At 66.2% G+C, this 26,537-nt stretch carries 26 protein-coding genes; 5 read left to right on the top strand and 21 right to left on the bottom strand.

Translation table 11 applies throughout. The features are described from left to right. Positions 1–68: 68 nt before the first annotated feature. The 10 genes from NFG57_RS10780 to NFG57_RS10735 form a co-directional block, all read right to left on the bottom strand. Positions 69–809: an ABC transporter permease subunit gene (locus NFG57_RS10780; RefSeq protein WP_222516739.1), complete on the bottom strand. Its 741-nt coding sequence runs from the start codon at positions 807–809 to the stop codon at positions 69–71. Positions 810–1,092: 283 nt separating this feature from the next. Further along, positions 1,093–1,806 carry an ABC transporter permease subunit gene (locus NFG57_RS10775; RefSeq protein ID WP_213227994.1) on the bottom strand — a complete coding sequence of 238 codons (714 nt, stop codon included), beginning with the start codon at positions 1,804–1,806 and terminating at the stop codon, positions 1,093–1,095. Between the two features lie 139 nt (positions 1,807–1,945). Beyond that, positions 1,946–2,788 (bottom strand): transporter substrate-binding domain-containing protein, encoded by an 843-nt coding sequence (locus NFG57_RS10770; RefSeq protein ID WP_348814290.1) that lies wholly within the window; start codon positions 2,786–2,788, stop codon positions 1,946–1,948. A 30-nt stretch (positions 2,789–2,818) separates the two neighbouring features. Next, positions 2,819–3,631 carry an amino acid ABC transporter ATP-binding protein gene (locus NFG57_RS10765; protein ID WP_108133341.1) on the bottom strand — a complete coding sequence of 271 codons (813 nt, stop codon included), beginning with the start codon at positions 3,629–3,631 and terminating at the stop codon, positions 2,819–2,821. A 7-nt stretch (positions 3,632–3,638) separates the two neighbouring features. After that, positions 3,639–4,823 (bottom strand): pyridoxal phosphate-dependent aminotransferase, encoded by a 1,185-nt coding sequence (locus NFG57_RS10760; RefSeq protein ID WP_348814289.1) that lies wholly within the window; start codon positions 4,821–4,823, stop codon positions 3,639–3,641. Further along, positions 4,820–5,575 carry a class II aldolase/adducin family protein gene (locus NFG57_RS10755; protein WP_348814288.1) on the bottom strand — a complete coding sequence of 252 codons (756 nt, stop codon included), beginning with the start codon at positions 5,573–5,575 and terminating at the stop codon, positions 4,820–4,822. Before NFG57_RS10755 ends, NFG57_RS10760 begins: the two co-directional genes overlap by 4 nt. Next, complete coding sequence (locus tag NFG57_RS10750; protein ID WP_231498688.1) at positions 5,572–6,483, bottom strand: ABC transporter substrate-binding protein; 912 nt, start codon at positions 6,481–6,483, stop codon at positions 5,572–5,574. Before NFG57_RS10750 ends, NFG57_RS10755 begins: the two co-directional genes overlap by 4 nt. 133 nt (positions 6,484–6,616) lie before the next feature. Next, entirely contained in the window at positions 6,617–8,323 is a 1,707-nt protein-coding gene (locus NFG57_RS10745) for a 5-guanidino-2-oxopentanoate decarboxylase (RefSeq protein ID WP_348814287.1), read from the bottom strand. Further along, positions 8,320–8,943: an HD domain-containing protein gene (locus NFG57_RS10740; RefSeq protein ID WP_181248663.1), complete on the bottom strand. Its 624-nt coding sequence runs from the start codon at positions 8,941–8,943 to the stop codon at positions 8,320–8,322. Before NFG57_RS10740 ends, NFG57_RS10745 begins: the two co-directional genes overlap by 4 nt. Before the next feature lie 17 nt (positions 8,944–8,960). Then, positions 8,961–10,142: a TauD/TfdA family dioxygenase gene (locus NFG57_RS10735; RefSeq protein ID WP_348814286.1), complete on the bottom strand. Its 1,182-nt coding sequence runs from the start codon at positions 10,140–10,142 to the stop codon at positions 8,961–8,963. 163 nt (positions 10,143–10,305) lie between these two features. Here NFG57_RS10735 and NFG57_RS10730 point away from each other — a divergent pair, with 163 nt between their 5' ends. Then, on the top strand, positions 10,306–11,487 hold the full coding sequence (locus tag NFG57_RS10730) for a GlxA family transcriptional regulator (protein WP_348814285.1): 1,182 nt from the start codon (positions 10,306–10,308) through the stop codon (positions 11,485–11,487). A 20-nt stretch (positions 11,488–11,507) separates the two neighbouring features. Here NFG57_RS10730 and NFG57_RS10725 read toward each other — a convergent pair whose 3' ends face one another. Together NFG57_RS10725 and NFG57_RS10720 are read right to left on the bottom strand one after the other, a co-directional pair. Beyond that, positions 11,508–12,776: a TauD/TfdA family dioxygenase gene (locus NFG57_RS10725; RefSeq protein ID WP_348814284.1), complete on the bottom strand. Its 1,269-nt coding sequence runs from the start codon at positions 12,774–12,776 to the stop codon at positions 11,508–11,510. 330 nt (positions 12,777–13,106) lie between these two features. After that, positions 13,107–14,066: a GlxA family transcriptional regulator gene (locus NFG57_RS10720; protein ID WP_348814283.1), complete on the bottom strand. Its 960-nt coding sequence runs from the start codon at positions 14,064–14,066 to the stop codon at positions 13,107–13,109. A gap of 275 nt (positions 14,067–14,341) precedes the next feature. On the opposite strand from NFG57_RS10720, the gene NFG57_RS10715 reads away from it, so the two are divergent. Further along, positions 14,342–15,337: a GlxA family transcriptional regulator gene (locus NFG57_RS10715; RefSeq protein WP_045994548.1), complete on the top strand. Its 996-nt coding sequence runs from the start codon at positions 14,342–14,344 to the stop codon at positions 15,335–15,337. A 12-nt stretch (positions 15,338–15,349) separates the two neighbouring features. Here the strand turns inward: NFG57_RS10715 and NFG57_RS10710 are convergent, their stop codons facing one another. Beyond that, the gene (locus tag NFG57_RS10710; RefSeq protein ID WP_124804812.1) at positions 15,350–16,024 is read right to left on the bottom strand and encodes a Fe2+-dependent dioxygenase; all 675 of its coding nucleotides are present in this window, start codon (positions 16,022–16,024) and stop codon (positions 15,350–15,352) included. Between the two features lie 218 nt (positions 16,025–16,242). Between NFG57_RS10710 and NFG57_RS10705 the strand changes: the two genes are divergently transcribed. Next, a complete protein-coding gene (locus NFG57_RS10705) occupies positions 16,243–17,625 on the top strand; it encodes a hypothetical protein (RefSeq protein ID WP_348814282.1) in 1,383 nt (460 codons plus the stop codon). Positions 17,626–17,793: 168 nt separating this feature from the next. On the opposite strand, the gene NFG57_RS10700 is transcribed toward NFG57_RS10705, so the two are convergent. From NFG57_RS10700 to NFG57_RS10680, 5 genes are all read right to left on the bottom strand, one after another. After that, positions 17,794–19,185, bottom strand: coding sequence for a BCCT family transporter (locus NFG57_RS10700; RefSeq protein WP_348814281.1), 1,392 nt, complete (start codon positions 19,183–19,185; stop codon positions 17,794–17,796). 130 nt (positions 19,186–19,315) lie between these two features. Beyond that, positions 19,316–20,134, bottom strand: a complete 819-nt coding sequence (locus NFG57_RS10695; RefSeq protein ID WP_348814280.1) for an alpha/beta hydrolase fold domain-containing protein — start codon at positions 20,132–20,134, stop codon at positions 19,316–19,318. A gap of 40 nt (positions 20,135–20,174) precedes the next feature. Continuing rightward, positions 20,175–20,627, bottom strand: a complete 453-nt coding sequence (locus NFG57_RS10690; RefSeq protein WP_348814279.1) for a thioesterase family protein — start codon at positions 20,625–20,627, stop codon at positions 20,175–20,177. Next, entirely contained in the window at positions 20,627–21,580 is a 954-nt protein-coding gene (locus NFG57_RS10685; RefSeq protein ID WP_213227967.1) for an L-carnitine dehydrogenase, read from the bottom strand. The genes NFG57_RS10690 and NFG57_RS10685 overlap by 1 nt, the downstream gene beginning before the upstream one ends. Next, positions 21,577–22,497, bottom strand: a complete 921-nt coding sequence (locus tag NFG57_RS10680) for a 3-keto-5-aminohexanoate cleavage protein (RefSeq protein ID WP_108133355.1) — start codon at positions 22,495–22,497, stop codon at positions 21,577–21,579. Before NFG57_RS10680 ends, NFG57_RS10685 begins: the two co-directional genes overlap by 4 nt. A gap of 234 nt (positions 22,498–22,731) precedes the next feature. Between NFG57_RS10680 and NFG57_RS10675 the strand changes: the two genes are divergently transcribed. Continuing rightward, positions 22,732–23,307, top strand: coding sequence for a carboxymuconolactone decarboxylase family protein (locus NFG57_RS10675; protein WP_348814278.1), 576 nt, complete (start codon positions 22,732–22,734; stop codon positions 23,305–23,307). A gap of 325 nt (positions 23,308–23,632) precedes the next feature. On the opposite strand, the gene NFG57_RS10670 is transcribed toward NFG57_RS10675, so the two are convergent. Then, a complete protein-coding gene (locus NFG57_RS10670) occupies positions 23,633–23,935 on the bottom strand; it encodes a hypothetical protein (protein ID WP_348814277.1) in 303 nt (100 codons plus the stop codon). A gap of 84 nt (positions 23,936–24,019) precedes the next feature. After that, a complete protein-coding gene (gene argF / locus NFG57_RS10665; RefSeq protein WP_045994793.1) occupies positions 24,020–24,940 on the bottom strand; it encodes an ornithine carbamoyltransferase in 921 nt (306 codons plus the stop codon). Between the two features lie 237 nt (positions 24,941–25,177). Between argF and grxD the strand changes: the two genes are divergently transcribed. Then, on the top strand, positions 25,178–25,528 hold the full coding sequence (gene grxD, locus NFG57_RS10660) for a Grx4 family monothiol glutaredoxin (RefSeq protein WP_045994792.1): 351 nt from the start codon (positions 25,178–25,180) through the stop codon (positions 25,526–25,528). Positions 25,529–25,700: 172 nt separating this feature from the next. Here grxD and rnt read toward each other — a convergent pair whose 3' ends face one another. Next, positions 25,701–26,366: a ribonuclease T gene (gene rnt / locus NFG57_RS10655; RefSeq protein WP_045994791.1), complete on the bottom strand. Its 666-nt coding sequence runs from the start codon at positions 26,364–26,366 to the stop codon at positions 25,701–25,703. Positions 26,367–26,537: the final 171 nt, after the last annotated feature.

Genomic DNA, 26,537 nt, shown 5'->3' with positions numbered 1-26,537 from the left:
GGCACAGGGAAAGGCGGGAAGGTCACATCGACATGGGCGTCGATGTCGGTGCGGATGGCGAAGCGACGTTACACCCGACGTGGTTGTCCAAAGGGGCGCCAGGCGCGACGTACCGGTTGTACCCCCGGGAAGTGGTGTTCGACCTGACGCAGGCATAGCGTCAGCACGATGGTCAGCAGCAGATAGACGGCGGCGATCAGCAGCAGTGGTTCGTAGGTCAGGAAGGTCTCGTCGCGAATGATGTTGGCCGCCTGGAGCAGATCCATCATGGCGATGGTCGAGACCAGCGGGATCGACTTCAGCAGCAGGATCATCTCGCCGGTGAGGGTGGGCAGACACAACTGTACCGCGCGGGGTAGCCACAGACGCCAGAATACCTGGAACGGGTTGAGGCCGAAGGCCCGCCCGGCCTCGCGCTCGCCTGGCGGTACGCTGAGCAGGGCGCCGCGCAGGATCTCGCCGCTGTAGGCGCCGACCGAGAGGGTGAAGGTAAGGGTGGCGTAGAAGAACGGGTCGCGCAGCAAGCCCCAGAAGATGCTGTCCTGGATGCCGGGGATGCCTTCCAGCAGTCGACCCACCCCGTAGTAGAAGAAGAAAAGCTGCACCAGCAATGGGGTGCCGCGAATGACCGAGGTCACCGCCGTGGCCGTCCAGGCCAGCGGTCGGGGGCCCCTGATGCGTGCCATGGCCATACCGACGGCCAGGGTGAGGCCGGCGATGGCCGATACCAGCAGCAGCCACAGGGTATTGATCAGGCCTTCGATGAGGTATTCCTGATAGAAAGGGTCGCTCAACCAGCTGAAGTCCATGTCAGGTCTCCCGGGGCTGGAGGTGAGAGTGGGGCTGGCCGCGTTTGACATGCCGTGAACGACCAAAGGGCGCAATGAAATGACACCAGCGCATATCAGGTCTCCCGGGGCTGGAGGTGAGAGTGGGGCTGGCCGCGTTTGACATGCCGTGAACGACCAAAGGGCGCAATGAAATGACACCAGCGCATATCAGGTCTCCCGGGGCTGGAGGTGAGAGTGGGGCTGGCCGCGTTTGACACGCCGTGAACGACCAAAGGGCGCAATGAAATGACACCAGCGCATATCAGGTTTCCTGGCTCTGGGGCTGTCCACGCCTGACCCGGCGCTCGATCAGCGCGAAGACCAGGTTGGACGACAGCGTCATCATCAGATAGAGCACACCGGCGGCGGCGTAGAACAGAAAATGCGCACGGGTGCTGGCGGCGGCCTGTTGGATGGTGAAGAACAGTTCGCTGTAGCCGATCACGCTGATCAGGGCGGTGTCCTTGATCAGGATCAGCCAGAGGTTCGACATCCCTGGCAGGGCGTTGGGCAGCATCGCCGGCAGGGTGATGTGGAGAAAGCGTGCCCAGGGGGAAAAGCCGAAGGCGTCGGCGGCCTCGAGCTGGCCCTTGGGGATGGCGGAGATGGCGCCGCGGAACACCTCTGTCATGTAGGCGCCCTGGACGAAGGCCAGCACCCCCACGGCGGTGACGAAGCCGTTGATGGCGACCTGCCCGGGCAGGCCCAGGGCGTTGGTCACAGCGGTCAGGGCCTGGGAGCCGGCGTAGTAAAGCAGGATGATCAGCAGAAGCTCCGGCACCGCACGCACGCCGGTGGAATAAGCGCCGCCGATTCCGCGCAGCCAAGCGTGTCGAGACAGCCGGCAGGCGGCACCGACAAAGCCAAGAAGCACGCCGATGGCGTAGGCCAGGCAGGCGATCTGCAGGGTGGTGAGGGCGCCGTCGAGGATCGGTCCGGCCCAGTCGGCCAGCCCCTCCTGAGAAGCGTTGTTCATGGGGCATTCTCGTCGTGGGTGAAAGTCGCGATGGCAGGGGGCCTGGTGCGCATCCGGCGGCTGTTGCCGGCGTTCGCCCAGGCCCCGGCCTCAGGCAGAAGCGTCGTTCACACGAGCGCAGACACTTTTCGTACAGGCCCTAGCCCACGCAGACGTCGGTGCCGAAGTAGCGCTCGGACAGCTCGCTGCAGATGCCCTGCTGATTGACCGCCTCGATGGCGGCGTTGACGTCCTCGGTCAGGGCGTCGTCCTCCTGGCGCAGGCCGATGCCGACGCCTTCACCGTAGGCCTCGTGGTGCGGCGCCGTGGCCTTGATCTCGAAGTCGGCGGCTTCATCGCGTTCGACCAGCTCGATCATGGCGATCTCGTCGGCCAGGATCAGGTCCAGGCGGCCGGAGAGCAGGTCGCGATTGACCTGTTCGGCCTGGTCGTACAGACGGATGTCGACGCCGCTGTCACGCAGGGCGCGACGGGCGTAGGTGGCGTTGGTGGTGGCGCTCTGCACCCCCAGCACCTTGCCGTCCAGGCCCTCGGGCGGCTCGATGTCCAGTGAGCGAGCGGCGACGTAGGCACCGGGGGTGAAGTAGTAGGGCGAGCTGAAGTCGATGACCCGCAGGCGCTTCTCGGTGATCGACATGGAGTTCATGATCATGTCGATGCGTCCGGCCTTGAGCGAGGGGATGATACCGCTCCAGCCGGTCGGGGTGATCTCGCACTGACGGCCCATCTGGTCGCAGATGGCCGATGCCAGTTCCACCTCGAAACCGGTCCAGTCACCGTCGGAGGAGGTGTAGGTGAAGGGCGGATAGGGTTCGGCGGAGATGCCGATCTTGAGGGGCTCGCCAGCGTCCTGGTTGGCTGCCTGGTCGGTGGCATGGGCGCTACCGATGGTGGCGGCAGCGAGGGTCGTGGCGAGCGCGACGCCCAGGGCAAGGCGACGAGCGAGGTCGGCTGACGGGCGCAGGGAATGGGATACGGTCATGGGAACTCCTGGTTGTTGTGTGACGGGTACTCAGGCTGCGGGGGCGATGAAGCGCCGGCAGCGTTCGTTGTCGCTGTGTTCGAAGATGCGCTCGGGGGGGCCGGCTTCGCCGACGACGCCGCGGTCGAGGAACACGATCTGGTCGGATACCTCCCGGGCGAAGGCCATCTCGTGGGTCACCATCAGCATGGTGCGCCCCTCGTCGGCCAGGCCGCGGATGACCCCCAGCACCTCGTTGACCCTTTCCGGGTCCAGCGCCGAGGTAGGCTCATCGAACAGCAGGATCTCGGGCTCCATGGCCAGCGCTCGGGCGATGGCCACACGCTGCTGCTGGCCACCGGAGAGAAACGCCGGGTAGGCGTCGGCGCGCTCGGCCATGCCGACGCGCTCCAGATAGTGGGCGGCCAGGGCGTTGGCCTTCCTGCGTGAGATTCCCTTGACCCGCACCGGGGCCTCGCTGACGTTGCCGAGCACGGTCAGGTGCGGCCAGAGGTTGAACTGCTGGAATACCATGGAGACCTTGCCGCGCAGGCGTTGCAGCTGATGGCGACTGAGCGGCATGTCGGTATGACTGCTGCGGGGACCCTGCTCGGTGAAGCGGATGCGTTCATCGGCGATGGACAGGCTGCCCTGCTGGGGCCGCTCCAGCAGGTTCATGCAGCGCAGCAGGGTGCTCTTGCCGGAGCCACTGGCGCCGATGATGGTGGTCACGGTGCCTTCGGCGACGCTCAGGGAGACGTCGCGCAGCACGCTGGTGTCCCCGTAGCGCTTGACGAGGTGACGAGCCTCGACCACGGGGGAGGTCGGGCTCAAGTCGTCGCTGGTGGTGACGGATGGTGGCATAGGCGACTCAGGGGCTGGTGACAAGACAGGCATCGGCAAATTCACGAAGTCGTGTTGCGGCGCGACTCAGGCGCTCCGGGGGCTGGGTCAGGCTCAGCCTCACAAAGCCAGCCGCCGAGGGGCCGAAGGCCTCGCCGGACAGCACCGAGATGCCGCATTCGTCGAGCAGGCCATCGGCGAACTCGGCCGATGACAGACCAGTGGCGCGGATGTCGACCATCACGAACATGCCGGCGTCCGGGCAGATCGCCTTGACCGAGTCGGCGCCATCGAGGGCGCGGCAGACGCTGTCGCGGCGCTCGCGGTAGGCGGCGTGCATGGTGGCAAGCTCGGGGAGGTCGCTGTCGAGCGCGGTGATCGCCGCGTCCTGGATAAAGTCCGGGCAGCCGTACAGCATGCACAGCGCCAGATTGTCCAGGTGCTCGATCAGCGCCTCGGGCGCGACCACCCAGCCCAGCCGCCAGCCGGTCATGGCGTGGGACTTGGACAGGCTCGAGATCACCACGCTGCGATTGGCCATGTCGGGCAGCGCCAGCGGGCTGTGGTGCTCGCCCTCGAAGATCAGCTCGGCGTAGACCTCGTCGGAGATCAGCCAGAGGTCATGGCGGTGACACAGCTCGGCGATCTGCTCCCACTGCTGCCGTGTCATCGACTGTCCGGTGGGGTTGTGGGGGCTGTTGAGCAGGATCGCCCGGGTGTTGTCGTTGATCGCGGCGGCGATATCGGCCACGTCGAGTCGGAAGCCGGCCTCTGGCCGCAGCGGCACTCGGGCCAGTCGTGCACCGGTCGACTGGATCACCGCCTCGTAGGTGACGTAGCTCGGCTCCGGCACGATCACCTCGTCACCAGGGTCGAGCAGGCACTGGGCGGTGGCGTAGAGCCCGCACTGGGCGCCGGCCATCACGATCAGTCGCTCGGGGGACACCTCGACACCCTGATGGCGACGATAGTGGCGGCTGATGGCTTCGCGCAGCTCACCCTTGCCCTGGACGTCGGCATAGTGGGTCGCGCCGCGGTCGAGGCTTTGCTTGGCCGCCTCGATGATCGGGGCGGGGGTGGTGAAGTCGGGATCGCCCACCGACAGTACGGTGATGTCTTCACCGCTGGCCTGGCGCTTCAGCGCACGCACATGGATGTCCCAGGCGGCGGCGCCTTCGCCGGCGATGCGTTGGGTCAGGGCGGAGACTTTCATGGTGAAGGGTCCTTGTTGTCGGAAGCGGCGGGAGCGTCGATGCCGAGGCGGCGCAGTTCCGCCCGCCAGGCAAGCTCGGTGCCCTGGGGGCTCGCGGCCCAGTCGTCGTACTGGCGGGCGACCTTTTCGCAAAGCTCAGGACTGGCGCTGACCAGCGCCGCCCCGGTGGCCTGGGCCGCGAGCTGGGCCTGGCAGGAGCGCTCCAGGTCGCGCATGCGCAGAAAGGCGTCGCCGACGCTTTTGCCGACCACCAGCAGGCCATGCTGGCGCAGGATCATGCTCATGTGCTCGCCGAGGTCACGTACCAGCCGTTCGCGCTCGTCCAGGTCGAGGGCGATGCCCTCGTAGTCGTGATAGCCGATGCGCCGATAGAACTGCATCGCCCACTGGTTCAGCGGCGCGAGGCCCTGCTCGAGGCAGGACACGGCGACCCCGGCGACGCTGTGGGAGTGCAGTACACAGTGGGCGTCGGGTCGCGCCGCGTGGATGGCGCTGTGGATGGTGAAGCCGGCCGGGTTGATGCCGAGGCCGGTGGGATCGTCGAGCACCTGGCCGTGCTCGTCGACAGTCACCAGAGAGTCGGCGGTGATCTCCTCGAAGCGCAGACCGAAGGCATTGAGCAGGAAGCGCCCCGGGGCGACTCGTGCCGAGATATGGGTCGAGATGCCGTCATCCATGCCATCCATGGCCATCAGCCGGTAGGCGGCGGCCAGGTCGCGGCGGATGTGCTGCTGGCGGCTGTCTTCGCTCACAGGCTCGCCTCCAGGGCGGCCAGGGCGTCATCGCCGTCGCGGGTGGTGACGCCTTCGAGGAAGGCAGCGCGCTTGTCGGGATGCTGCTCGAGCCACTCTCGGGCGACCTCATCGAGGTCACGCTCCTCGAGGCTGAAGGCCTTGATGAACTCGCTCTGCTCATGCGCGCTGAACACGAACTGGTCGAGCAGTCGGGTCAGGTTGGGATTGGCCTCGGCGAACTCGCTGGCGACGATGGTCTTGACGTCGCTGCGGCCGTTGTCGGGGCCGAACACGCCTTCGCTGTCGTCGAGAATGTGCACGTCGTACTCGGGGATCATCCAGTGGGGCGTCCAGCCGTAGAAGACGATCCAGCGCTGTTCGTTCACCGCCGCCTTGACTTCGCTGAGCATGCCGGGGGTCGAGGAGGACATGACCTCCCAGTCACCGAGCCCGTGGGTGTCGCTGTCGATGGCGGCGTGGATGAAGTCGGTCACGGTGGAGCCGCTTTCGATCGAGTAGAAGGTGTGCTCGAAACGCTCGGCGTTCTGCGCCTCGCCCAACTGGGAAGCGTCGGTGATACCGGCCTCGGCCACGTAGCCGGGCACGGCGAATCCCATGCGCGCGCCGGTCACGTTGTTGCCTAGATCGACGATGGCGTCCGCCGCCATGGCGGCGTCGTAGCTTTCCTGCTGGGCCGGCAGCCAGCCGGCCAGAAAGGCGTCGCTGTCGCCGGTGGTCAGGGTCTTGTAGCCCACCGTGGAGCTGAGCTCCTGGCGTTCGACCTGGTAGCCCAGGGGCGCGACGAGCTGCGCCAGGATCTCGCTCTTGACGGTGACCCCGGGCCAGGGCGGGACGACCAGGCTCAGCTCATCGTCGCGGTCAGCGGCCTGGGCGGAGGCGGCGGCAAGGCCGAGCGCGGCTGCCAGGGCGATGGAACGGGGCTTGTGCGAGAAACATCGAGTCACGGGGAACTCCTTCGTTATTTTATGGATGCATAACTGATGCATAAGTGATGCATGGTCGGGACGCCGTCGATCCGCTCGGTGCCGGCGTCCTGCCTCAGTGTTCGAGCTGGCGACACCAGGCCAGGGCGTCGATCTCGACGATCAGCGGTGAACCGGCATCATTCAGGCTTGAAAGCGCCGACGCCAGGTCGTCGGCGCTGGCGGCCTGACGATAGCGGCAGTCGAAGGCCTGGGCGAGGGCGGCGAAGTCCGGGGGAGCCAGATCGACCCCCACGTGAGCCACACCGTCGGCGCTCATGTAACGGCGTATCTCGTCGTAGCCGTCGTTGTTCCAGATCAGGATCGCCAAGGGCCTTGCCAGGGCGGTGTCGGCGCAGGCCGCATCGCTCGAATCACGGTCGATTGCCCCATGCTCGGCACGAGCGCGGTCGGCCTCCATGGCGATATCCCGGGCGGTGGCAAGCTCTCCCAGCACGAACTGCAGGCCGCCGTCGCCGACCAGCGCCACCACCGGCAGATCCGGTCGTGCCAGCCCCGCGCCCAGGGCCGCAGGCAGGCCGTAGCCCAGGGTGCCGAAGCCGGTGGCGGCGTTGAACCAGCGACGTGGCGCCGGGCGTCTGGCCACCACGTTGCCGGCGTACACCGGGCCGGTGGAATCGCCGACGATGATCGCCTCGGGCAGTACCTCGTCGAGGGTGGCAAACAGCGGCCGATAGCGCGCGAGCTCCGGGTCATCGGCGAGGGCCAGCTCGTGGCGCACCCGCTCGCAGCGCTCGCGACCGACCTCTCGTTGCGGCCGGCCTTCATTTTCGCCGCGCTCCAGTGCGACCAGCAGGGCCTCGGCGGTCAGCCCGATATCGGCCACCAGGGCCAGGTCGGCGATGTGACTGCGCGCCAGCTGCTCGGCGTCCAGATCGACCCGGATCAGGCTGCCCTCGAGCTTGAAACCGTCGTCGAACACCAGGTCGTAGTCGGTCTCGCCGAGTTCGGTGCCAAGGGCCAGGATGACGTCGGCCTGCCGGGCCAGTCGGCGTGTCGCCGGCAGGCTGGCGGTGGCGCCCAGGTCCAGCGGATGGTCGGCACCGAGCAGCCCGCGGGCATTGATGGTGGTCAGGGTGGGGGCGTCCAGGTGTTCGACCAGGGCGGTGACGCTGGTGGCGGCGGCGCAGGCGCCACCTCCCACCAGTACCAGCGGGCGCTGAGCCTCGCCCAGCAGTCGGCTGGCGGCCGCGAGGGCCTGGGGCGCTGGCGCCGGGGGAAAGACGCGCATCACAGAAGGCATCGGTGCCTTGACCGGGGCGGCGAACAGATCGATGGGGATCTCGATATGCACCGGCCCCGGGCGTGCGCCCTGGAACACGGCGAAGGCGCGGGCCAGCACTTCGGGCAGCGCCTCGGGATCGAGCAGGGTATGGCTGAAGCGCGCCACCCCGGCCAGGGTCTGGCCCTGATGGGGCATCTCGTGGAGACGGCCCTGGCCGCGCCCAAGCGTCGACACGGTATTGACGCTGGAAATCACCAGCATCGGCACCGAATCGGCCAGCGCCTGGCCCATGGCGGTGGCGATATTGGTCATGCCCGGGCCCGTGATGATAAAGCAGGCGGCGGGTCGCCCGCTGGCCCGGGCGTAGCCGTCGGCCATGAAACCGGCGCCCTGTTCGTGGCGTGGCGTGACGTGGCGAAGTCGCGAATGCTCAAGGCCCCGGTACAGCTCGACGGTGTGCACGCCGGGAATGCCGAAGACGGTGTCGATTCCCTGGGCCTCGAGCAGCTCGATCAGGCGCTGGGCGCAGGTAGTCATCGGGAGGCCTCCTGGGCATTCGCCTGGGGCTCGGGGCTCGAGTCGCTGTCCTCCACCACGCTCGGCAGGCCACCGAAGGGTTCGCGGCCCATGACGTTTTCGATCATCGGCAGGAAGGCGTCCAGTGGCAGGGTGTCGTAGTCGGGGTCGAAGCTGGTCTGGTCCCAGTCGTCGCAGAAGCGCACCGTGCGGGCGTAGGCCGGGTGGTCGCGATAGGCCTCACGGGCGTGGCGATCCTGGCCGAAGAAGTGGCGGTAGTGGTAGCCCTGAAACAGCTCGTGGTGACGGATCATCCAGACATTGAGCGGGTCGACGAAAGGCTCGAGGATGGCGGCGGCGATCTCGGCGTGATTGGCCGGGGCCAGGTCGTCGCCGATGTCGTGGAGCAGGGCACAGACCACGGTCTCTTCATCGGCGCCGTCACGCAGCGCGCGGGTGGCGGTCTGCAGACAGTGCTCGTAGCGGTCCACCGGATAGCCGTGGGTGTCGCCCTTGAGTCGCTCGAGGTGGGCGAGCACACGACGGCAGGCGTCGCTCTGGTAGGCACGAAAGTGGCGGTCGATCAGGCGCCACTCTTCGGCGGTGCTCTGGTCAAAGCGCGCGAAGCGGGCCTGGGTCAGTGCGAGATCGCTGGTGCTCATACGCTGGCCCCCTGGGTGGTTCGTGCGAGGTTGTCGGCGGTACCGGCTTCCGAGTCGTGTGCGGGCTTGAGCCGATCCTTCAGCAACAGGCGTCGACTGGCGGTGCTGTCACGGTCCACGTAGCCCTGGCGCAGGTGGCGTACGCCGCCTTCGAGCTGAAAGGCGGTACGCCCGTGCAGCAGGCGGTAGTTGTCCATGATCAGCATCTCGCCAGGGGACAGCTTGAGTTCGAGGGTGAGCTCGGACGAGCGAATCAGTTGGTAGAAGGCCTTGCGGGCGGCGTAGTAGCGGCGCAGCAGGGCGCTGTCCATCAGGTCGATACGCTCGGTGCGGTTGGAGTAGCGTACCCGCGTCACCTCGCCCCGGGCGTCTAGCTCGATCAGCGGACCTTCGCTCTCCAGACGGGTGGTCTCGTCGTGGTAGCGAAAGCGCGGGGTCACTTCGGTCAGGCAGGCGAAGGCGTCGGGATCCTGCTGACGCAGGCGTCGAGCGGCCTCGAAGCCGTCCACCAGGGTGCTGTCGCCACCATCGGCGGCGTTGGTCAGACAGTGCAGCCAGATGTAACCGGGGATCGGATCGCGATAGGGGTTGTCGGTGTGGGGCTCGAGGCCACGCTGGGTCATGGTCAGGTCGTAGGCGTTGGCCACCGACTTGACGTCGGCGATGCCGCCCCAGTTGGTCCGGCGCAGCGGGCCGATACGGTCGATCAACGGCTGCATGCCGTCTTCGCTGACCGGTACGTCCGTGACGCGCACGAAACCGAAGCGATGTAGCTGGTCGAGCAGATCGAGCAGCGCCGGATCGCTTTCCAGTGCTTGCTTGAAGCTGGCCTGCGGGGGTGTGGCGAGCGTCGAGTCCCAGTACACCCGTGAGGCGTTGTCGTCCGAGCGCTGGCAGCGCACGGCATCCACGAGCTCGTCGATCGTGATGCTGCCTCGATGGCCATCGGAGAAGGCCACGACCAGCCGCTCATCCTGGACGTCTGCCTGGGTGAGGATCAGATCCAGCGGTAGTTCGGCGGCCTCGATCAGACGCTGCCCGGTCTGGGGGTCCAGGGTTTCGGCATCGGGCAAGCGTTCGCGCAGCCACAAGGCATCAAGACGGTGATGCCCTTCACCAAGGGTCAGCGCCAGTTGGCGGCCGTCATCGGTCAGTTGCGGGGGCGTCTGCTGGGTCATCGTCGAGGCTCTCTCCGGATTCGATCGGTCTGGCATTGTAGGAGGCTCACCAGGTCGAGGAAGGGCGGTTCGACACCTGGCGTCGCTGTCTGGGCTACAGGTTACTGTGCTATTTGGGATACAATTTGATCAAATTCGCCATAGCCTTGATGAAATTCGCCCCATGTCGGACGTTGAACACCACTTGCACAGTGACATAGACAGCCACGCCAACAGCCACGCCAACCGCCAGGCAGACAGCGAGGCCCGCTGGCCCGACAGCCATCCCTATCCGCGTCCGGACTCGCCGCCGCTGTTGTCGCCCGACCAGGCCGAACACACCCTGGACGTGTGGCTGGTGCCCAAGTTTTCGATGCTGACGCTGTTCTGCCTGCTAGAGCCGCTCCGGGTGGCCAACCGTTTTGGTCGGGATCTGTTTGCCTGGCGCCTGCTGTCCGCCGATGGCGAGGCGGTGACGGCCAGCAATGGCGTACGCATCGATGTCGATGGACGTCTATCGGAGGTTACCGAGGCCGACTGGTACCAGGGGCTGGCGTCGAAGGGGCGTCTGATGGTGGTGTCGTCCTATGAGCCGGAAGCCTGTATCGGTGCCGAGGATCTGGCGCTGCTCAAGCGACTGGCGGCCCATGGCGTCTGGCTTGGGGGGGTGGACACCGCCCCCTTTATCCTGGCCAGGGCGGGCGTACTGGAGGGCTATCCGGTGGCGCTGCACTGGGAAAGCGTGCCGGCCTTTCGCGAGGAGTTCCCTGAGCTGGAAGTGCGAGCGGACAGCTACGTCTGGGAAGGCGGACGTCTCACCGGCTCCGGCGGCGCCGCCAGCATCGACATGATGCTCGAGTGGATCGTGACCCTTTATGGTCCTTCGCTGGCCGAGGCGGTGGGGCGACAGATCGTGCATTCGCGGCCAGCGGAGGCGAGGGGAGCCGCAACATCGCAGCAAGCAGCAGGGAGGGCTGGGGCCAGCACCGGCTGGGTAGCGGATCGGGCTTCGCCCAGGGAGCTGCCGCGTGGGGTGCTGCGCGCACTGGCGGTAATGGAGGCCAATCTCGCCCAGGCGCTGCCGATTCCCGACGTCTGTCGTCTGGCGGGCCTGTCCCAGCGCCAGTTGACCCGGCTATTCGTGCAGGAGTTCGGCGAGACGCCCAAGCAGTGCTATCTGAACATGCGGCTGGACCAGGCCCAGCGCATTCTGGCCGACAGTCGCATTGCGGTGACCGAGGCTGCGGTGGCGGTGGGCTTCAGCCACCTGGCGCACTTCTCCAGGGCCTACCGCAAGCGCTTTGGCGAGGCGCCGAGCGTGACCGCCCGGCGTGGGCTGCGGCCACCGGCGTCGGCGGAAGGCTAGCCGGTGGCCTTGCCTCGCCGCTAGGCCTGTCCGGCCTCGGCCAGTTCCCGCTCGCGGCGACGGCGCTGGACGATGCGATAGCGCGAGCGCACCTCATCGCGCTCGAGGTAGCAGCCCTGCAGCCAGCGGTGGCCGGAGTCGCCTTCAAAGGCGTCACGAGCGTGCAACAGGCGGCGATTGTCGAAGATCACCAGGTCGCCGGGGGCGTAGGTGAAGCGCAGGGCGAAGCGGGGCTCGCGCAGGCGCTGCTGGAGCGCCATCAGTGCCCGGTAGGCCTCCTCGACCTGGTCGAAATTAGTCATCAGCGGGCCGCGCAGGAAGTCGGCGATGCGCACCTCGAGCAGTTGCTGCTGTTCATCGAGCACGATCATCGGCGAGTGCCAGACGTAGTCGGTGGTCTTCGCGGTATTGGCGTAGCGCCAGTGGACGCGAGTCAGGGTAGCGAAGGCCTCGGGGTCTTCCTCGCGCAGGGCCTCGGCCACCGCGAAACCATCGAGCATTACCGCCTGGCCGCCGGCCACGCTGTTCTCGAGACAGTGCAGGAACTGAAGACCGGGATGGTACTCGCGGGTCGGCAGGTCCACGTGGGGCGGCAGGGCAATCGAGGTGTAGGCGTTGGAGTCCGGGTCCGGCTTGGCGCGAACGTTGAACAGGGTGCCGAAGTTGGTGGCCCGCAACGGCCCGAAGCGCTCGGCGATGTTCTCCAGGGTGCCGGGCTCGGTGGGCAGGCCGCGCAACCGCACGAGGCCATGGCGCAGCAGCGCGTCGAGCGCCGGCGCCAGGATCGTCTCTTCTTCGGGGCTGTCGGTCTGGGTCGTGGTCCAGCCGCCGGCGTCCAGGGTGACCGGTTCCTTGTCCTGGCCGCCGAGCCAGGTCTCGACCGGTACCAGCGGCGCCAGCGGATCTTCGGTGTTGTCGTAGTCGTGGGCTCTCAGCCAGCCGGGGTGAAAGCGCAGGCTGCGCTGTTCCGGCGTCATCAGCAGTTCGACGGCGCCGCTGGCGTCCAGCGTCGCTTGGGCAATTTCCGGCCAGGCGTCCAGGCTCGACAGATCGAGGATGCGCTCCCTTGTCGCCGGATTGATGGTGCTGTCGTCGGCGGCGTTTTCGCGCAGCCAGACGCTGTGATAGCGGCTGACACGGCCGTCCTGCCAGTTCACGGTCAGCACCCTTGGCGTCGAGGCTACGCTTGCGATGGGCACCTCGATCGGCCAGGCGTCATAGTCCGGGGTGCGCGGTAGATCGACCGACGCGGACTGCTGGTGTTCGCTGGTGTGCTGTGGCTGGTTCATCGGGACTCCGTCGAAGCTGGGACGGGCGCGTGGTGCGTCATGGATGGCAGCGCCCGCACTGTGCGTCATGGATGGCGGCGCCGGCTGGCGCCTCAGTGGTGATCAGCTTGCCTGGCGGGCGGCGCCATCATCGTGCAGAAATCGACAGCTTTCGTGCAGAAGCCGACATGTCGGGTACGCCAGGTATGCGAACTGGCCAGGGCGAACAGGGCGACAGATGGTGGGCCCGTGTTTAAAGGAGGCGTCGTCTTAGCTCGCGAGGGCTGGCGCCGTGTTGTTGATGAGTGCGGGCGAAAGGCGCGGGTGAAGCTCGAAGATGGTAGGCCCGTGTCAAAGGAGCCGTCGTCTTAGCTCCCGGGGACTGGCGCCGTGGTGCTGACGAAAGGCGCGGGTGAAGCTGGAGGCGGAGGCGAAGCCGCTGGCCAGGGCGATGTCCATGACGCCGTGACGAGTGCTGGTCACCAGATGGTGGGCCAGCGCCAGGCGGCGCTCCAGATACAGCCGGCTCGGGGTTCGGGCCAGGTGATGCTGACAGTCACGCTCGAGCTGGCGCTCCGACAGGCCGATCTGGGCGGCCAGTTCGGCGATGGCCAAGGGGGACTCCAGGTGGCTGTCCATCAGGCCAATGACCCTGGTCAGGCGTTCGGGCAGCCGCTCGAATTCGCTGGCGTCACGTTGGCGGCTGGCCGGCAGGCGACGATGGTCGTGCACCAGTTGCTGCTTGACCCGCCGGGTCAGGGCATCGCCGTGGCGGCGGCGGATGGTGTCCAGCGCAAGGTCAATGGAGGCGCTGGCGCCGGCACCGTAGAAGCCGACCGGGCCGACCTCGTAGAGCGACTCCACCGCTTCGATGTCGGGATGGCGACGGCGAAACTCGGGCAGGCTTTCCCAGTGCAGGGTCACGGTGTCCTCGATCAGTCCGGCGTCGGCCAGGCAGAAGACACCGGTGTCCAGCGCGCCCAGACAGGCGCCCTGGGCCCGGCGCTGCGCCAGCCAGTCCCTGAGCGGCTGGTCCACCGCGGCCATCGGCTCGAAGCTTGTGCACACCGCCAGACTAGGGAGCCAGGGGGCATTGTCCAGGTCATGCTCGACGCTCAGGGGAATGCCGTTGCTGGCGGTGACCGGCTCGCCGTCGCGGCTGATCAGGTGCCAGCGAAACAGCGGCTGTCCGGCCAGACGGTTGGCGATTCGCAAGGGGTCGATGGCCGAGAACAGCGCCACCATGGAGAAACGCGGCAGCAGCAGAAAGCCGATGGGTTCCGGGACAGGGCCCTGGTAGGTCAGACGCATGGTGGCCTCATGGATGGCGGGGGCAGGACGGCGCTGGCCGCGCCAGGATCGGTGGTTCGGGTATCGGCGCACCAGCGACAGCGGATTCAGGATCGGCCCGGTCCGCACCGCGCTGCAAGGGTGCCACCCTCGTACGCTGCCCTCAACTCAGGGCGCAGGCGAGATACGGCCAGTCAGGAGGCGCAGCCCCACTCTTCAGCCTTTGGACGTTATCGTCGATATCCTCATGCTATGCTGCGCCGCAGTCACGGGCGTCGGTAAGGAGGCGGACAGCGATGGTAGAGCTCAGTGGTCAACGCCTGGAGGCGAGCGCCGGTGAAATCGAGCAGGCCGAACAGCGGCTGGGTTTTCTGCTGCTGCCGCAGTTCTCGATGATGGCGTTTTTCTCGGCGGTGGAGCCGCTGCGCATCGCCAACCGCATCGCCGGTCGCGCTCTTTATGACTGGACGCTGATCGGGCTGGGCGGAGGGCCGGTGACCGCCAGCAACGGCATGACCCTGCTGGTGGACCACCCCATGGAAGACGTCCGCAATCTGCCGTGGCTGGCGGTATGCAGCGGCTTCGATCCGGAATTGTGGATCGGCCACGGGCTCAGCGCCTGGCTCAACCGGCTCGACCAGGGTGGCTGCTGCATCGGCGCGCTGGACACCGGCGCGGTGGTGCTGGCGGAGGCCGGCTTGCTCAGGGGGCATACGGTGACCCTGCACTGGGAGACGCTGCCCACCTTCAACGAACGCTATCCCTCGATTCGCACCTGCGACGAGCTGTTCCTGCTGGAGGAGCGGCGCTTCTTCTGTGCCGGCGGCGCGGCGGCCATGGATATGACCCTGGAGATGATCGCCCGTCGCCACGGTATGGCGCTGGCGGTGGACGTGTCCGAACAATTGATTCACGACCGCCTGCGCTCGCGCACCGACCAGCAGCGAATGAGCCTGGTCAGGCGTCTTGGCACCCACCAGCCGCGGCTGGTCGATGCGGTAGCGCTGATGGAGTCGCACCTGGAAACGCCCCTGCCGTTAGCCGAGATCGCACGCCGCAGCCGCGTGTCGAGTCGCCAACTACAGCGCTTGTTTGCCGATGTGCTGGGCACCTCTCCCAGCGCCTACTACCTGTCGCTGCGCCTCAAACGTGCCGCCCAATTGCTCAAGGATACCGACCTCGATGTGCTGGCGATCGGGCTCAGCTGTGGATTTGGCTCGGCGTCGAGTTTCAGTCGCGCCTTCCGCAGGGCGTTCGGAACGGCGCCGCAGGCCTTTCGACACCACGGCTGACCGGGCCTCAGGTCAGATCTCGGCCCACATCCGCAGCAGATTGGCCAGGCTCTTGGAGATGCTGTCGAACTCGGCGGTCTTGCCGTCGCGCTCGAAGATCTGGCGGCGAGTGGTGTCGAGGTCGAACAGCACTTCGCGCTGTTCAGGCTGGCGTACCTGGCTCTGCAGCCAGCCCACCGCGGCCAGTCGCTGCCCCTGGGTGACCGGGTCGACGCGATGCAGCGTCGAGGACGGGTACAGGATCATCGAACCCGCCGGCAGCTTGAAGCGCTGTTCGCCCTGGGTGGTCTCGGTGACCAGCTCTCCGCCCTCGTAGCTGTCCGGATCCCCAAGGAAGATGGTGAAGGACAGGTCGGTGCGCATCGGCCCCTGGGGGGTGGGCATCACCGCGTCGTCGACGTGATTGCCGTAGGTCATGCCTTGCTGGTAGCGACTGAACATGACCGGCTTCATTCGGCGCGGGCGCGCGGCGATCTGGAACAGGGTGTGTGCGGACAGGGTCTGCATGACCTCGTCACGCAGGGCGGCGATGGCGGGCTCCTGGCTGCTCGCCTGCTGGTTGCGCTTGACCGTGCGCGCATGCCAGCCGGCGGTCTCCCGTCCGTCACGAAAGTCGCTGGCGTCCAGTGTCTGGCGAATACGCTGGAGCTGGTCGTCGGTCAGCACCTTGTCGATACACAGAATCATCGGAGGCTCCCGCAAATGGCCGTCAGTATACCCGACTGTTAATCGTTTGCATTACACTTCGTGACACGCCAGTCTAGTGGGCAGGCACCTGATGGTTTGACTGGCGCAGACATTGCCAGATCGGACATGGGTTTGCGGCAAGTGGATCCTGGTTCCATCGAGCGCGAGCCCTGAACAAGAACTTGGCCCCAAGTAGACGTAGAAGGAAGGAGCACCCCATGACGCAAGAGACTCGTACCAAGCTGTGGATTGGCGTTGGCGCCAGCATACTGCTCGGATCCAGCGCCGCCTGGGCCGACCATCACGGCGATGGCGACGATATGCACAAGGACGACGCTGCCTACGAACAGAGCCACGGCGGTGAAGGTGGCGAAGGTGGCGAAGGTGGCGAAGGTGGTGAAGCCGGCCACGGTGGTGAAGGTGGCGAGAAGGGCCACGGTGGTGAAGGCGGCGAAGGCGGTGAAGGTGGTGAAGCCGGCCACGGCGGTGAAGGCGGTGAAGGTGGCGAAGGTGGCGAGAAGGGCCACGGCGGCGAAGGCGGTGAAGGTGGCGAAGGTGGTGAATCCGGCCACGGCGGTGAAGGTGGCGAGCACGGCCACGGCGGTGAAGGTGGCGAGCACGGCCACGGCGGTGAAGGTGGCGAGCACGGCCACGGCGGTGAAGGCGGCGAAGGTGGCGAGAAGGGCCATGGCGGCGAAGGTGGTGAAGGTGGCGAGCACGGCCACGGCGGTGAAGGCGGTGAAAGTGCCTCCCTCGCCAGCGATCCCTATGCGGTCTTTGCCTATCTGACGGCGTCTTCCGGTGGCGAAGGCGGCGAAGGCGGCGAAGGCGGTGAAGGTGGCGAAGGCGGTGAAGGTGGCGAAGGCGGTGAAGGTGGCGAAGGCGGTGAAGGTGGCGAAGGCGGTGAAGGCGGTGAAGGCGGTGAAGGCGGCGAAGGTGGCGAAGGTGGCGAAGGTGGCCACGTCGACGCGGCCAACCCTGGCGTCTACACCACTGAGCTTGCGCTGATGCTCGGCCACCTTGAGGTCGCCAAGGAGCTCTACACCGAGGGTGCCAAGACCGCGTCCTATCCCCACTTTGGCCATCCCTACCATGAGGTGTACCCGGGCATCGCGCCTGCGCTGGAAAGCCGTGGCATCGACGCTTTCGATACTGAGCTGGAAGCCTTCTCCGGCAAGGTGCAGCAGGGCGGTGACTGGAGCGAGGTCGAACAGGATTACGCATCGCTTCGCGAGACCATCCTCTCGGCCATGGCCGACGTCGACGATGGCCTCGAGCAGGATGCGGGCTTTCAGGCCAAGGTCCAGCTGGCGCTGTTGAAGACCGCGCTGCACGAGTACGAAGAAGCCGTGGATGACGGCGAGTTCAAGAACGTGGTCGAGTATCAGGACGGTCGTGGCTTTGTGCTGACCGCCCGGGAGTCGCTGGAGCGCCACGCCGACATGTTCCGTCAGGCGGGTGCCTACGATGCCCTGGTCGAGGGCTACGACGGGCTGCTCGAGGCCTGGCCGACGGCCAAGGCGCCGGAGTCTCCGGTGATGACGGTAGGCGAGCTGTCGGCGGCGATGTTCCCGCTGGAGGCCGAATTGGGCAAGTTCTGATGGAACTGCCCTTGAGCTAGCATCCCAGAGCTAGCGTGAAGGGGCCGGCGTCTGCCGACGCTGGCCCCTGGACGTAAGTCCGCCAACCACACCTGGTCATGACGCAGACAGGGCCTGTTTACAGGCCCTGTCTGCGTTGGTCGTTGGGGTGGCACTCGGCAATGCGGCTCAGGAGTCCTGGCCCTGCCTGTCGCTCAGATCATCGTGCCTGCCTCGGATACGCACCAGGAAGGCGGCGACCAGGGCGAAGATACCGAAGGCGACAGGCACGGCGGCGACCGAGATCAGGGTCAGAATGACCTTGAAGATGTCGCCTTCCAGCCAGTTGATCACCACCGCCAGGGCGGCCATGGCAACGATCCAAAAGGCCCGTGAGCGGTGCACCGTCAGCATCTCGCAGACCAGTCCCGCCGAGTCGGCGCTGGTGACGAAGAACAGCAGGATGTTGAGCGCGAGGACGGCCGACAGCACGCCATGGTTGTCGAGGGTCGCCATCAGGGCGAAGACGTCCTCGGAGCCGGTCTCGAGTCCGCCGAGGCCGAAGGTGGTAAACCACAGGCAGGAGAACAGACTCGGCACCAGCATCACCCCCAGTACCAGCTGGCGCAGGGTGCGGCCCTTTGAGATACGCGCGATGAATACGCCGGTGAACACAAACCAGCCGTACCAGGCGGCCTCGAAGGCGTACAGCCAGTCCGCCAGCCAGGCCTTGTGCTCGGGATCGCCGAGGCCGATATCGGTCGCCATCGCCGGGTACTTCACCAGGTATTCCGGCAACAGTCGGGTGAAGGTGCCGAGGATGTCCAGCGGTGAGGTCAGTACGAAGACGCTGACCATCAGAAACAGGGCGAACAGCGTGTTGTAGTTGCTCAGCCACTTGATGCCACGCTGGAGACCCGAGGCGCTGGAGGCGATCGCGAACAGCGACAGCACCAGGATGATCAGGGTGGGGCTGGCGTCGATGCCGAAGAACTGCTCGAGGCTCTGTTTGAGCGGATCGGTGGCGTAGGAGAAGGTCAGCGACAGGCCGATGACGGTAGACACCACCAGGCTGACCAGGTTGAGCTTGCTGAGAAAGCCGCCACCAAGCAGCGTCTCGGCGGGCTTGTCGATGTTCAGGTTGTACATGGCGTGAGCGAAGATCACGCCGATCGCCAGATAGCCGGCCCAGGCCAGCAGGCCCCAGTGGTTGAAGGCGTACAGCAGGGCCTGGTCGGTGCTGTGGCCGGCATCGACGTGGTAGCGCGGTTCCAGCACGCCCCAGGTCACCAGGCCGATGCCCATGCCGGTGGCGAACAGCATGCCGAGCCAGGCCAGGGTGGAGAATTCGGGATCTCCCTGGCCGAACCTGAGCCTGCCCAGGGGGGTGAACATCAGCACGGTAAAGACGATGGAGGCGGCGAAGGCGGGGTAGGTGAAGATGAAACCGAAGTTGCCGATGACGTTGACCTTGATGGCGTCAAGCAGCGTCTGGAAAGGGCCTGGGGCAATGGCAGCGAAGGAGATCAGGGCGATGACGGTGGCCACGGTGGCGACCGAAGTGGTGATGTTCTGGTTCATTGGCGTCTCGTTATCGTTTTGGAGGGGCGGGCGGTCGGCGGTGTCCTCGGTTGGGTAGGATGAAGGTGACGAAAATGCGCTGGATATTTGATTCAAGGACTTGAAAAACAAGGAATTTAGAGAAAAGACTCTAGTCAAGATGTGCGGCAAGCGCACGGCAGAATGCTCGCCAGGCAGCCTCCATGGCAGGCAGTGACGAGCGCGCGTGCAGGGCGCCGTGCAACATGCCCTCGGCCATATGCACACCGATCTGGTGGTGGCAGCGGCGCCATTCATCCAGTGTTGCCAGCAGAGGGCGCGTCAGCGGGTCGTGCTCCACGGCGAGGCACTCGATGGCGCGGCTGGCGGGCAGCTCGTCACCGATTCGGCGAGCCTGTTCGGCGATCAACGACCAGGCCGCCAACACGTCCTGCCGGCTGAGCAGCGGCGCGTCCGGTCCGAGGCTTGTGTCGCTTGGCGTGCCGAGCAGCGGGTAGACCAGGCCCAGGGGGCTGTCGTCGGCAGCACGCTTGGCGGCGTCCAGCACCAGCCGGGCACCGGCGCTGTCGCCGACCAGGGCAACCGGCGCAAGCCGCCGACGGACCACCTCGACGTCGTTGAGCAGCGCGAGATAGCACGCCTCAGGCAACAGCCGGTAGTTCAGGCTGACGACCTCTCGCCCGAGGGCCTGGGCAAGACCGGCGGCGACACCCTGGTGGCTCTCTACCGAACCGATGGTGAAGCCGCCACCGTGGGCGTAGAGCACCACGCCTTCGGCGCCGAGGTGCGGCCGATAGCGGCGCACGCCGACGCCGTCGATGACCTCGTCGGTGACGGCGATCGTGGCCGGTACGGGGCCGGCGAAGCTGGCGCAGAGCTCGTCGTAGTGGCGCCTCGCCTGGTTCATCGGCATCGTCGCCATGGCGTCGAGCCCGGCCTGGAAACGTTCGGCGAAGTCATCGATGGTCATGGTCTGGTGTTCCCTGGCCGAATCTGCGCTGATGGCGCCGTCAGCGTCGGACGATGCCGATACGCCGCCCGAGTCCCTCGGGAGCGGGCGATGAGATGACCGGCAGCGCAGCGATGGCGGTGTCCACCGCCTCGGGGAAAGGTCCCGGTCGACCGCTGTCGAGGTCGATGCCCATCAACATCTGTTCGCTGGTGGCCAGCAGCTGTTCGCCGCTGTACAGCTCGAACCACAGATGCAGGCGCTTGGCGTCACGATCGACCAGCGCGACCTCGACCTGAAGTGGCTGCCCCTGGTGGGCCTCGCGCAGGTAGCGCAGATGGGTCTCCAGGGTGTAGAGGGTGTAGCCGTGCCGGTGGCGCCCGGCCTCATCGAGGCCGATGCGCTCCATCAGGGTGTCGACCGCCAGGGAAAACACCCTGGCGTACACGGCGTCGTTCATATGGCCGTTGTAGTCGACCCAGTCAGGCTTGACGTCGGTGTCGAGCAGCGCCATCAGATGCGCCCCTCGAGGCCTTCCGCCTCCGGCCAGTACTTCTGGACCAGCCCGAGCAGCTCGACCAGAAAGTCGTCACGACGGCGATCCAGCTCGGACACGCTGCGACCCGCGGCCTGGTGCTCGCAGCCCTCGACCACCCGATCGATCAGCTCGTCGGTCAGCTCCGGGGCCTCGAGCTTGGTCCAGGGCAGCTTCAGGGCGGGGCCGAACTGTTCCAGCATGTGGCGCATGCCCTGATCGCCGCCGGCCAGATGGAAGGTCAGGAAGGTGCCCATCAGTGACCAGCGCAGGCCGCAGCCGTAGACCACGGCGGCGTCGATCTCTTCGGTGGTGGCGACACCGTCGTTGACCAGGTGCAGGGACTCCCGCCACAGCGCCTCCATCAGGCGATCGGCGATATGCCCTTCGATCTCGCGACGCACCACCAGCGGGCGCATGTCGAGTGCCTGGTACAGCGCCTGGGCACGCTCGGTGTGCTCGGCCTGGGTGGCCTCGCCGCCGACCAGCTCGACCAGCGGCAGCAGATACACCGGGTTGAAGGGGTGGGCGACGATGACCCGGCCGGGCGCGTGCTGACAGCCCTGTTGCAGGTCGCTGGGCTTGAAGCCCGAGGTCGAGGAGCCGATCAGCACCTCAGGCGGCGCCGCGGCGTCGATCTGGGCCAGGATGCTGCGCTTGAGCTCGAGGCGCTCGGGCACGTTTTCCTGGATCAGGTCGGCGCCGTCCACTGCGGCTTCCAGCGAGGTCGCAAAGCGCAGGTTGTCGGGGCTTGCGCCCTCGGCCAGGCCGCGTTTTTCCAGTGACGGCCAGGCATTGTCGACGAAGGCACGGGTGCGTGCCTCGGCCTTGGGGTCGGGGTCAAAGGCGGCAACACGCCAGCCGTTGGCCAGGGCTCGAGCGATCCAGCCGTTGCCGATGACGCCGGTACCGATGACGGATAGCTGTTTCATGCATCACCTCCAGCGCTGTCGCCGGCGATCTGACCGGTGGACGGGTCGCGCAGCTTGAGGAACTTGCGGGTTTCGGCCGGGGTCATCACGTTGGCGCCAAGGTGGTTGATCATCCGACCGGCTTTCTCGACCAGCTGGGCGTTGGAGGCCAGTACTCCCTTTTCCAGGTAGAGGTTGTCCTCGAGGCCGACGCGGGCGTGGCCGCCGAGCAGTACCGCCTGGGCGGCCATGGGCATCTGGTGGCGACCGATGCCGAAGGCCGCCCAGTTGGCGTTGGTCGGCAGCTTGTTGCGCATGGCCAGCATGGTCTCGGTGTCGGCCTCGGCGCCCCAGGGGATGCCCAGGCACAGCTGGTAGAGCGGGTCACCGTCGATCAGGCCTTCCGCCTGGAGCTGGCGGGCGAACCATACATGGCCCAGGTCGAAGCACTCGAGCTCCGGCTTGACCCCGGCGGCCTGCACCAGGCGGGCGTGTTCACGCAGCCAGTCGGCGGAGTTGACGTAGATCATGTCGCCAAAGTTGAGGCTGCCGCAGTCCAGGGTGCACAGCTCAGGCAGCAGCTCGCCCACCGGCTCATGGCGCTGGGCCGGGGTCTGGATGTCGGTGCCGGGGCCGCCACGGGTCGGATCCTGGCTGTCCGGAATCCAGTCCCCGCCACCGCCGGCGGTGATGTTCATGACGATGTCGGTGTCGGCCTCGCGCACCCGCTCCATCACCTCGCGGAAGTGATCCAGCGAGTGGCTGACGCCACCGGTCTCGGGGTCGCGCACGTGGATGTGGGCGATGCTGGCGCCGGCCTTGGCGGCCTCGATGCAGTCGTTGGCGATCTGCTCGGGGGTGACCGGTACCTTGTCGCTCTTGGCGGTGGTGTCGCCGGCGCCGGTCACGGCGCAGGTGAGAATGACGTTGCGGTTCATGATGCTCTCCTCGTCGTGAATGGGCGCAGTGTGGCGAAGATGACGGCCTGTCACTTGGCACTAACCGTCGTTTTGTTGACGTCATGCGACATCCTTGGTGTCGCTGCCAATCTGTGCCCGAACAGGCGTGATGAGGAGGGTAGGGAGAGTGCGAGGAAAGGATTCGGCAACGAGCGCCACCAAGTAGCACGTTCATCGACGTATCCCTTCACCTCTGTATTGGAATAGAGACCCATGACCGACTTTACTCAGCACGATCTGTCCAGCGCCCCCGAAAAAAGCCGCCCCCTGCTCGAGAAGGCGCAGAAGGAGATGGGCATGATCCCGGCCCTGTACAGCGTGATGGCCGAAGCGCCGGGCGTGCTGGAGGCCTACCAGCGACTGCATGAGCTGTTTCTCGCCTCGAGTTTCGATGCCGCCGAGAAGACGGTGGTTTGGCAGGCGATCAACGTCGAGCATGATTGCGAGTACTGTGTGGCCGTGCACACGGCGGTGGCCGGCATGATGAAGGTGGACCCCGCCATCACCCAGGCGCTGCGCGATCAGCAGCCGCTGGAAGATGATCGTCTGGAGCTGCTGCGCCAGACCACGCTTGCCATCGTGCGTGATCGCGGACGTCCGGATCCGGCCGTGGTGGAGCACTTCCTCGAGGCGGGTTTCAGCCGGCAGCAGCTGCTGGATATCGTGCTGGGGGTGAGCCAGAAGATTCTGTCGAACTACGTGAATCACCTGGCGGACACGCCCATCGACGACGCCTTCAAGCGCCACGCCTGGACGAAGGGGGCTGCAGGTACCGACGCGGCGGCCTGATCGAGAGGGCCTTTAGGGGGCCTTCACCGGCGACGCAGTGGCGGGCAGCCAAGCGGCAGACTGCTGTTTGCATAGGCCGTAGGTAACAACGACCGCCGCTGGAAAAGGCCAAGGGTAACAACGGATATTGGCAAGAGCCGCTACTGGTAAAAACGAATAGTGGCAACAATCGATAGCAGAAGCACCAAGGGCGCCCGCTGGGCGCCCTTGGCATATCTGGCCGGTGTCAGGAGACCGCCTGGCTATTTATCGCCTGTCTATTTATCGCCTGGCTGTTGATGACTGGCGACACCCAGACAGCACCGTCGGTCGCTCGCTTTAGACCTCAGGCGCTGGCGTGAAGGTCGGCGGCGCCGACACCATAGAGATCAAAGGCCAGTTTACGTCCGGTGGTGGTAAGCACCAGCCGCCCCTGGCTGTTGTGGGCCACCAGCGCCTGGCGCAATAGGCGGCGCAGACGCGAGGCCTGGGACCGTGAGCGGGTCAGGGAATCGAGCCGCTCGGCGCTGAGTCCGCGACTGGGCTGGGTGATCGCCTCCAGCACCTCGCCATCGCGGTAGAGGTCCTCGATGAAGGCGGTGAGGTCGATGCGCTGGGCGGTGTCGTTGTGATCAGCGGTGAGGGCCATGGTCCCATCCCGAATAAGAAGATGGGACCAGTATACGACAATCGTCGAATTAGACCAAAGTCTATAAGTACGTCGACCAGGATCTCAGCCGTTGACCTGACCCAGCATCAAGAACTCCAGCAGCGCCTTCTGGGCGTGCAGGCGGTTGCCGGCTTCCTGCCAGACGACCGCGCGGGGATCGTCGAGCAGGGTCTCGCTGATCTCCTCACCGCGGTGGGCCGGCAGGCAATGCAGGAACAGCACGTCCTTGGCGGCGGCGTCGAGCATCGCTTCGGTGACCTGGAAGCCGGCAAAGTCCGCCTCGCGACGAGCCTGCTCTTCCTCCTGGCCCATGGAGGCCCAGACGTCGGTGGTGACGAGGTCGGCGCCGGCCACGGCGGTCATCGGGTCGCGCTCGATCACTACCCGATCACCGGCGGCGGCCAGGATATCCTCGCGGGGGTCGTAGCCCTCGGGGCAGCAGATACGCAGCTTGAAGTCGAACTGGCGCGCGGCGTTGATCCAGGAGTGGCACATGTTGTTGCCGTCGCCGATCCACACCGCGGTGCGGCCCTTGACGCTGCCGCGCAGCTCGGTCCAGGTCATGACATCGGCTAGCAGCTGGCACGGATGGTAGTCGTCGGTCAGGGCGTTGATCACCGGCACGTCACTGGCGGCGGCGAATTCCTCGAGACCCTGGTGGGAAAAGGTCCGGATCATCACCGCATCGACCATCTCCGAGAGCACCCGTGCGGTGTCACCGATGGGCTCGCCGCGCCCCAGTTGGGTGTCGCGCGGTGACAGAAACAGGGCGTGCCCGCCAAACTGCGCCATGGCGGTCTCGAAGGACACCCGGGTACGGGTCGAGGATTTCTCGAAGATCATCGCCAGGGTGCGGTTGGTGAACGGCGTGTAGGTCGGGCCGTGGGCCTTGAGGCCGTTCTTGATGGTGATGGCGCGCTGGATGAGGTAGCGCAGTTCATCCTGGCTCAGGTCCAGTAGGGTCAGGAAGTGGCGGGTGGCCATGGCATCTCTCCAACGAGGTAAAAAACGACCATCCTAGCCAGCCCCGAGGGGATGCGCAACGCGCCGCCGGGCCGTACAATGCGGCCATGCAAAGGCCGAGTGTGGCCATCGGGTATTGCCTCCTGCGAGGTAGTCCGCCGGGGCCGCATTGAAAATGGGGCGGGATGCCCCCATTGTCCCGGTCTGCGTCACTTAGCAAGGGCGAGCAAGCCAAGCCCGTTTCAACGAGGAGCCGTGATGAGTACCACCGTCGAGAATATTCAGCGCCAGATCAGCGAAAATCCCATCCTGATCTACATGAAGGGGTCTCCGCAGCTGCCGCAGTGCGGCTTCTCCGCCCAGACCGTGCAGGCGCTGATGGCCTGTGGCGAGCGCTTTGCCTTCGTCAACGTGCTGGACAACCCCGACATCCGCGCGGAGCTGCCCAAGGTGGCCAACTGGCCGACGTTCCCGCAGCTGTGGGTGGAAGGCGAGCTGGTCGGCGGCTGCGACATCGTCGTCGAGATGCACAACAACGGCGAACTCGAGCCGCTGGTCAAGCAGGCCGCCGAGCGTGCCCGCCAGAACGAGGAAGGCGCTGCCGACTAAAGAGCGCTGTTGGTGGCCGTGCGCCCGCCAGGCCAACGCCTTTCCATAAGGCGGTGTCCGGCGGGACCACGTCGACCGGCTGCCGCGAAAGCTTCGCACCTACGATAAAGGCCCCGATGGTCATCGACCATCGGGGCCTTTATCGTCTTGAGACTTTAGCGACCGAAGGGGATCAATCCTCTTCCATGCCCTGTTCCTGCTGGGCCAGCCGCCATCCTCCCAGGTCCTTGTAGCGATTGACCATGGCGCAGAACAGCTCGGCGGTGCGCTCGGTGTCGTAGCGGGCCGAGTGCGCGGCGTTGTTGTCGAACTCGATACCGGCGGCGCGACAGGCTCGGGCGAGCACGGTCTGGCCGTAGACCAGACCGGCAAGTGAGGCGGTGTCGAAGCTCGAGAAGGGGTGGAAGGGATTGCGCTTGATCTCGCAGCGATTGACCGCGGCGTTGAGAAAGCCGTGGTCGAAGGCGGCGTTATGGCCCACCAGGATGGCTCTGGTACAGCCGTGGGCCTTGATCGCCTTGCGCACCGGTCGAAATATCTCGCCAAGCGCCTCGGACTCGCTGACCGCCACCTGCTTGCGCAGCGGGTCATCGAGGCGGATGCCGGTGAAATCCAGCGCTGCCTGCTCCACATTGGCACCGGCAAAGGGTTCGATGTGGTAGGCGAAGGTGGCGTCGGGCAACAGGTTGCCTTCCGGGTCCATGGTCAGGGTGACGGCGGCGATCTCCAGCAGGGCGTCGGATTCCGGGTTGAAGCCGCCGGTCTCGATATCCACCACCACCGGCAGAAAACTGCGAAAACGTTGCGCCATGAGTTCGCGGGCGATCAGCTCGCTCATGCACCTCTCCTTAGTCGGGCCGTGTGGGGTCAGGGGGCCTGCTGTTGGCAGGCCGAAACGGCGAAAGTCTAGCAGTTTGGGGCAGCGGCGTCCCGTGGCCGGTATTCGGCACCCCAGATGCACGCTATAATCGGCGCTCTTCGGGCGTTATTCGCGCCGCGAATGCGTTGG

The sequence above is a fragment of the Halomonas sp. H10-59 genome (assembly GCF_040070555.1).
In the GTDB taxonomy this organism is placed as follows: Bacteria; Pseudomonadota; Gammaproteobacteria; order Pseudomonadales; family Halomonadaceae; genus Halomonas; species Halomonas litopenaei.
This window is presented reverse-complemented; position numbering and strand designations above follow the sequence as displayed.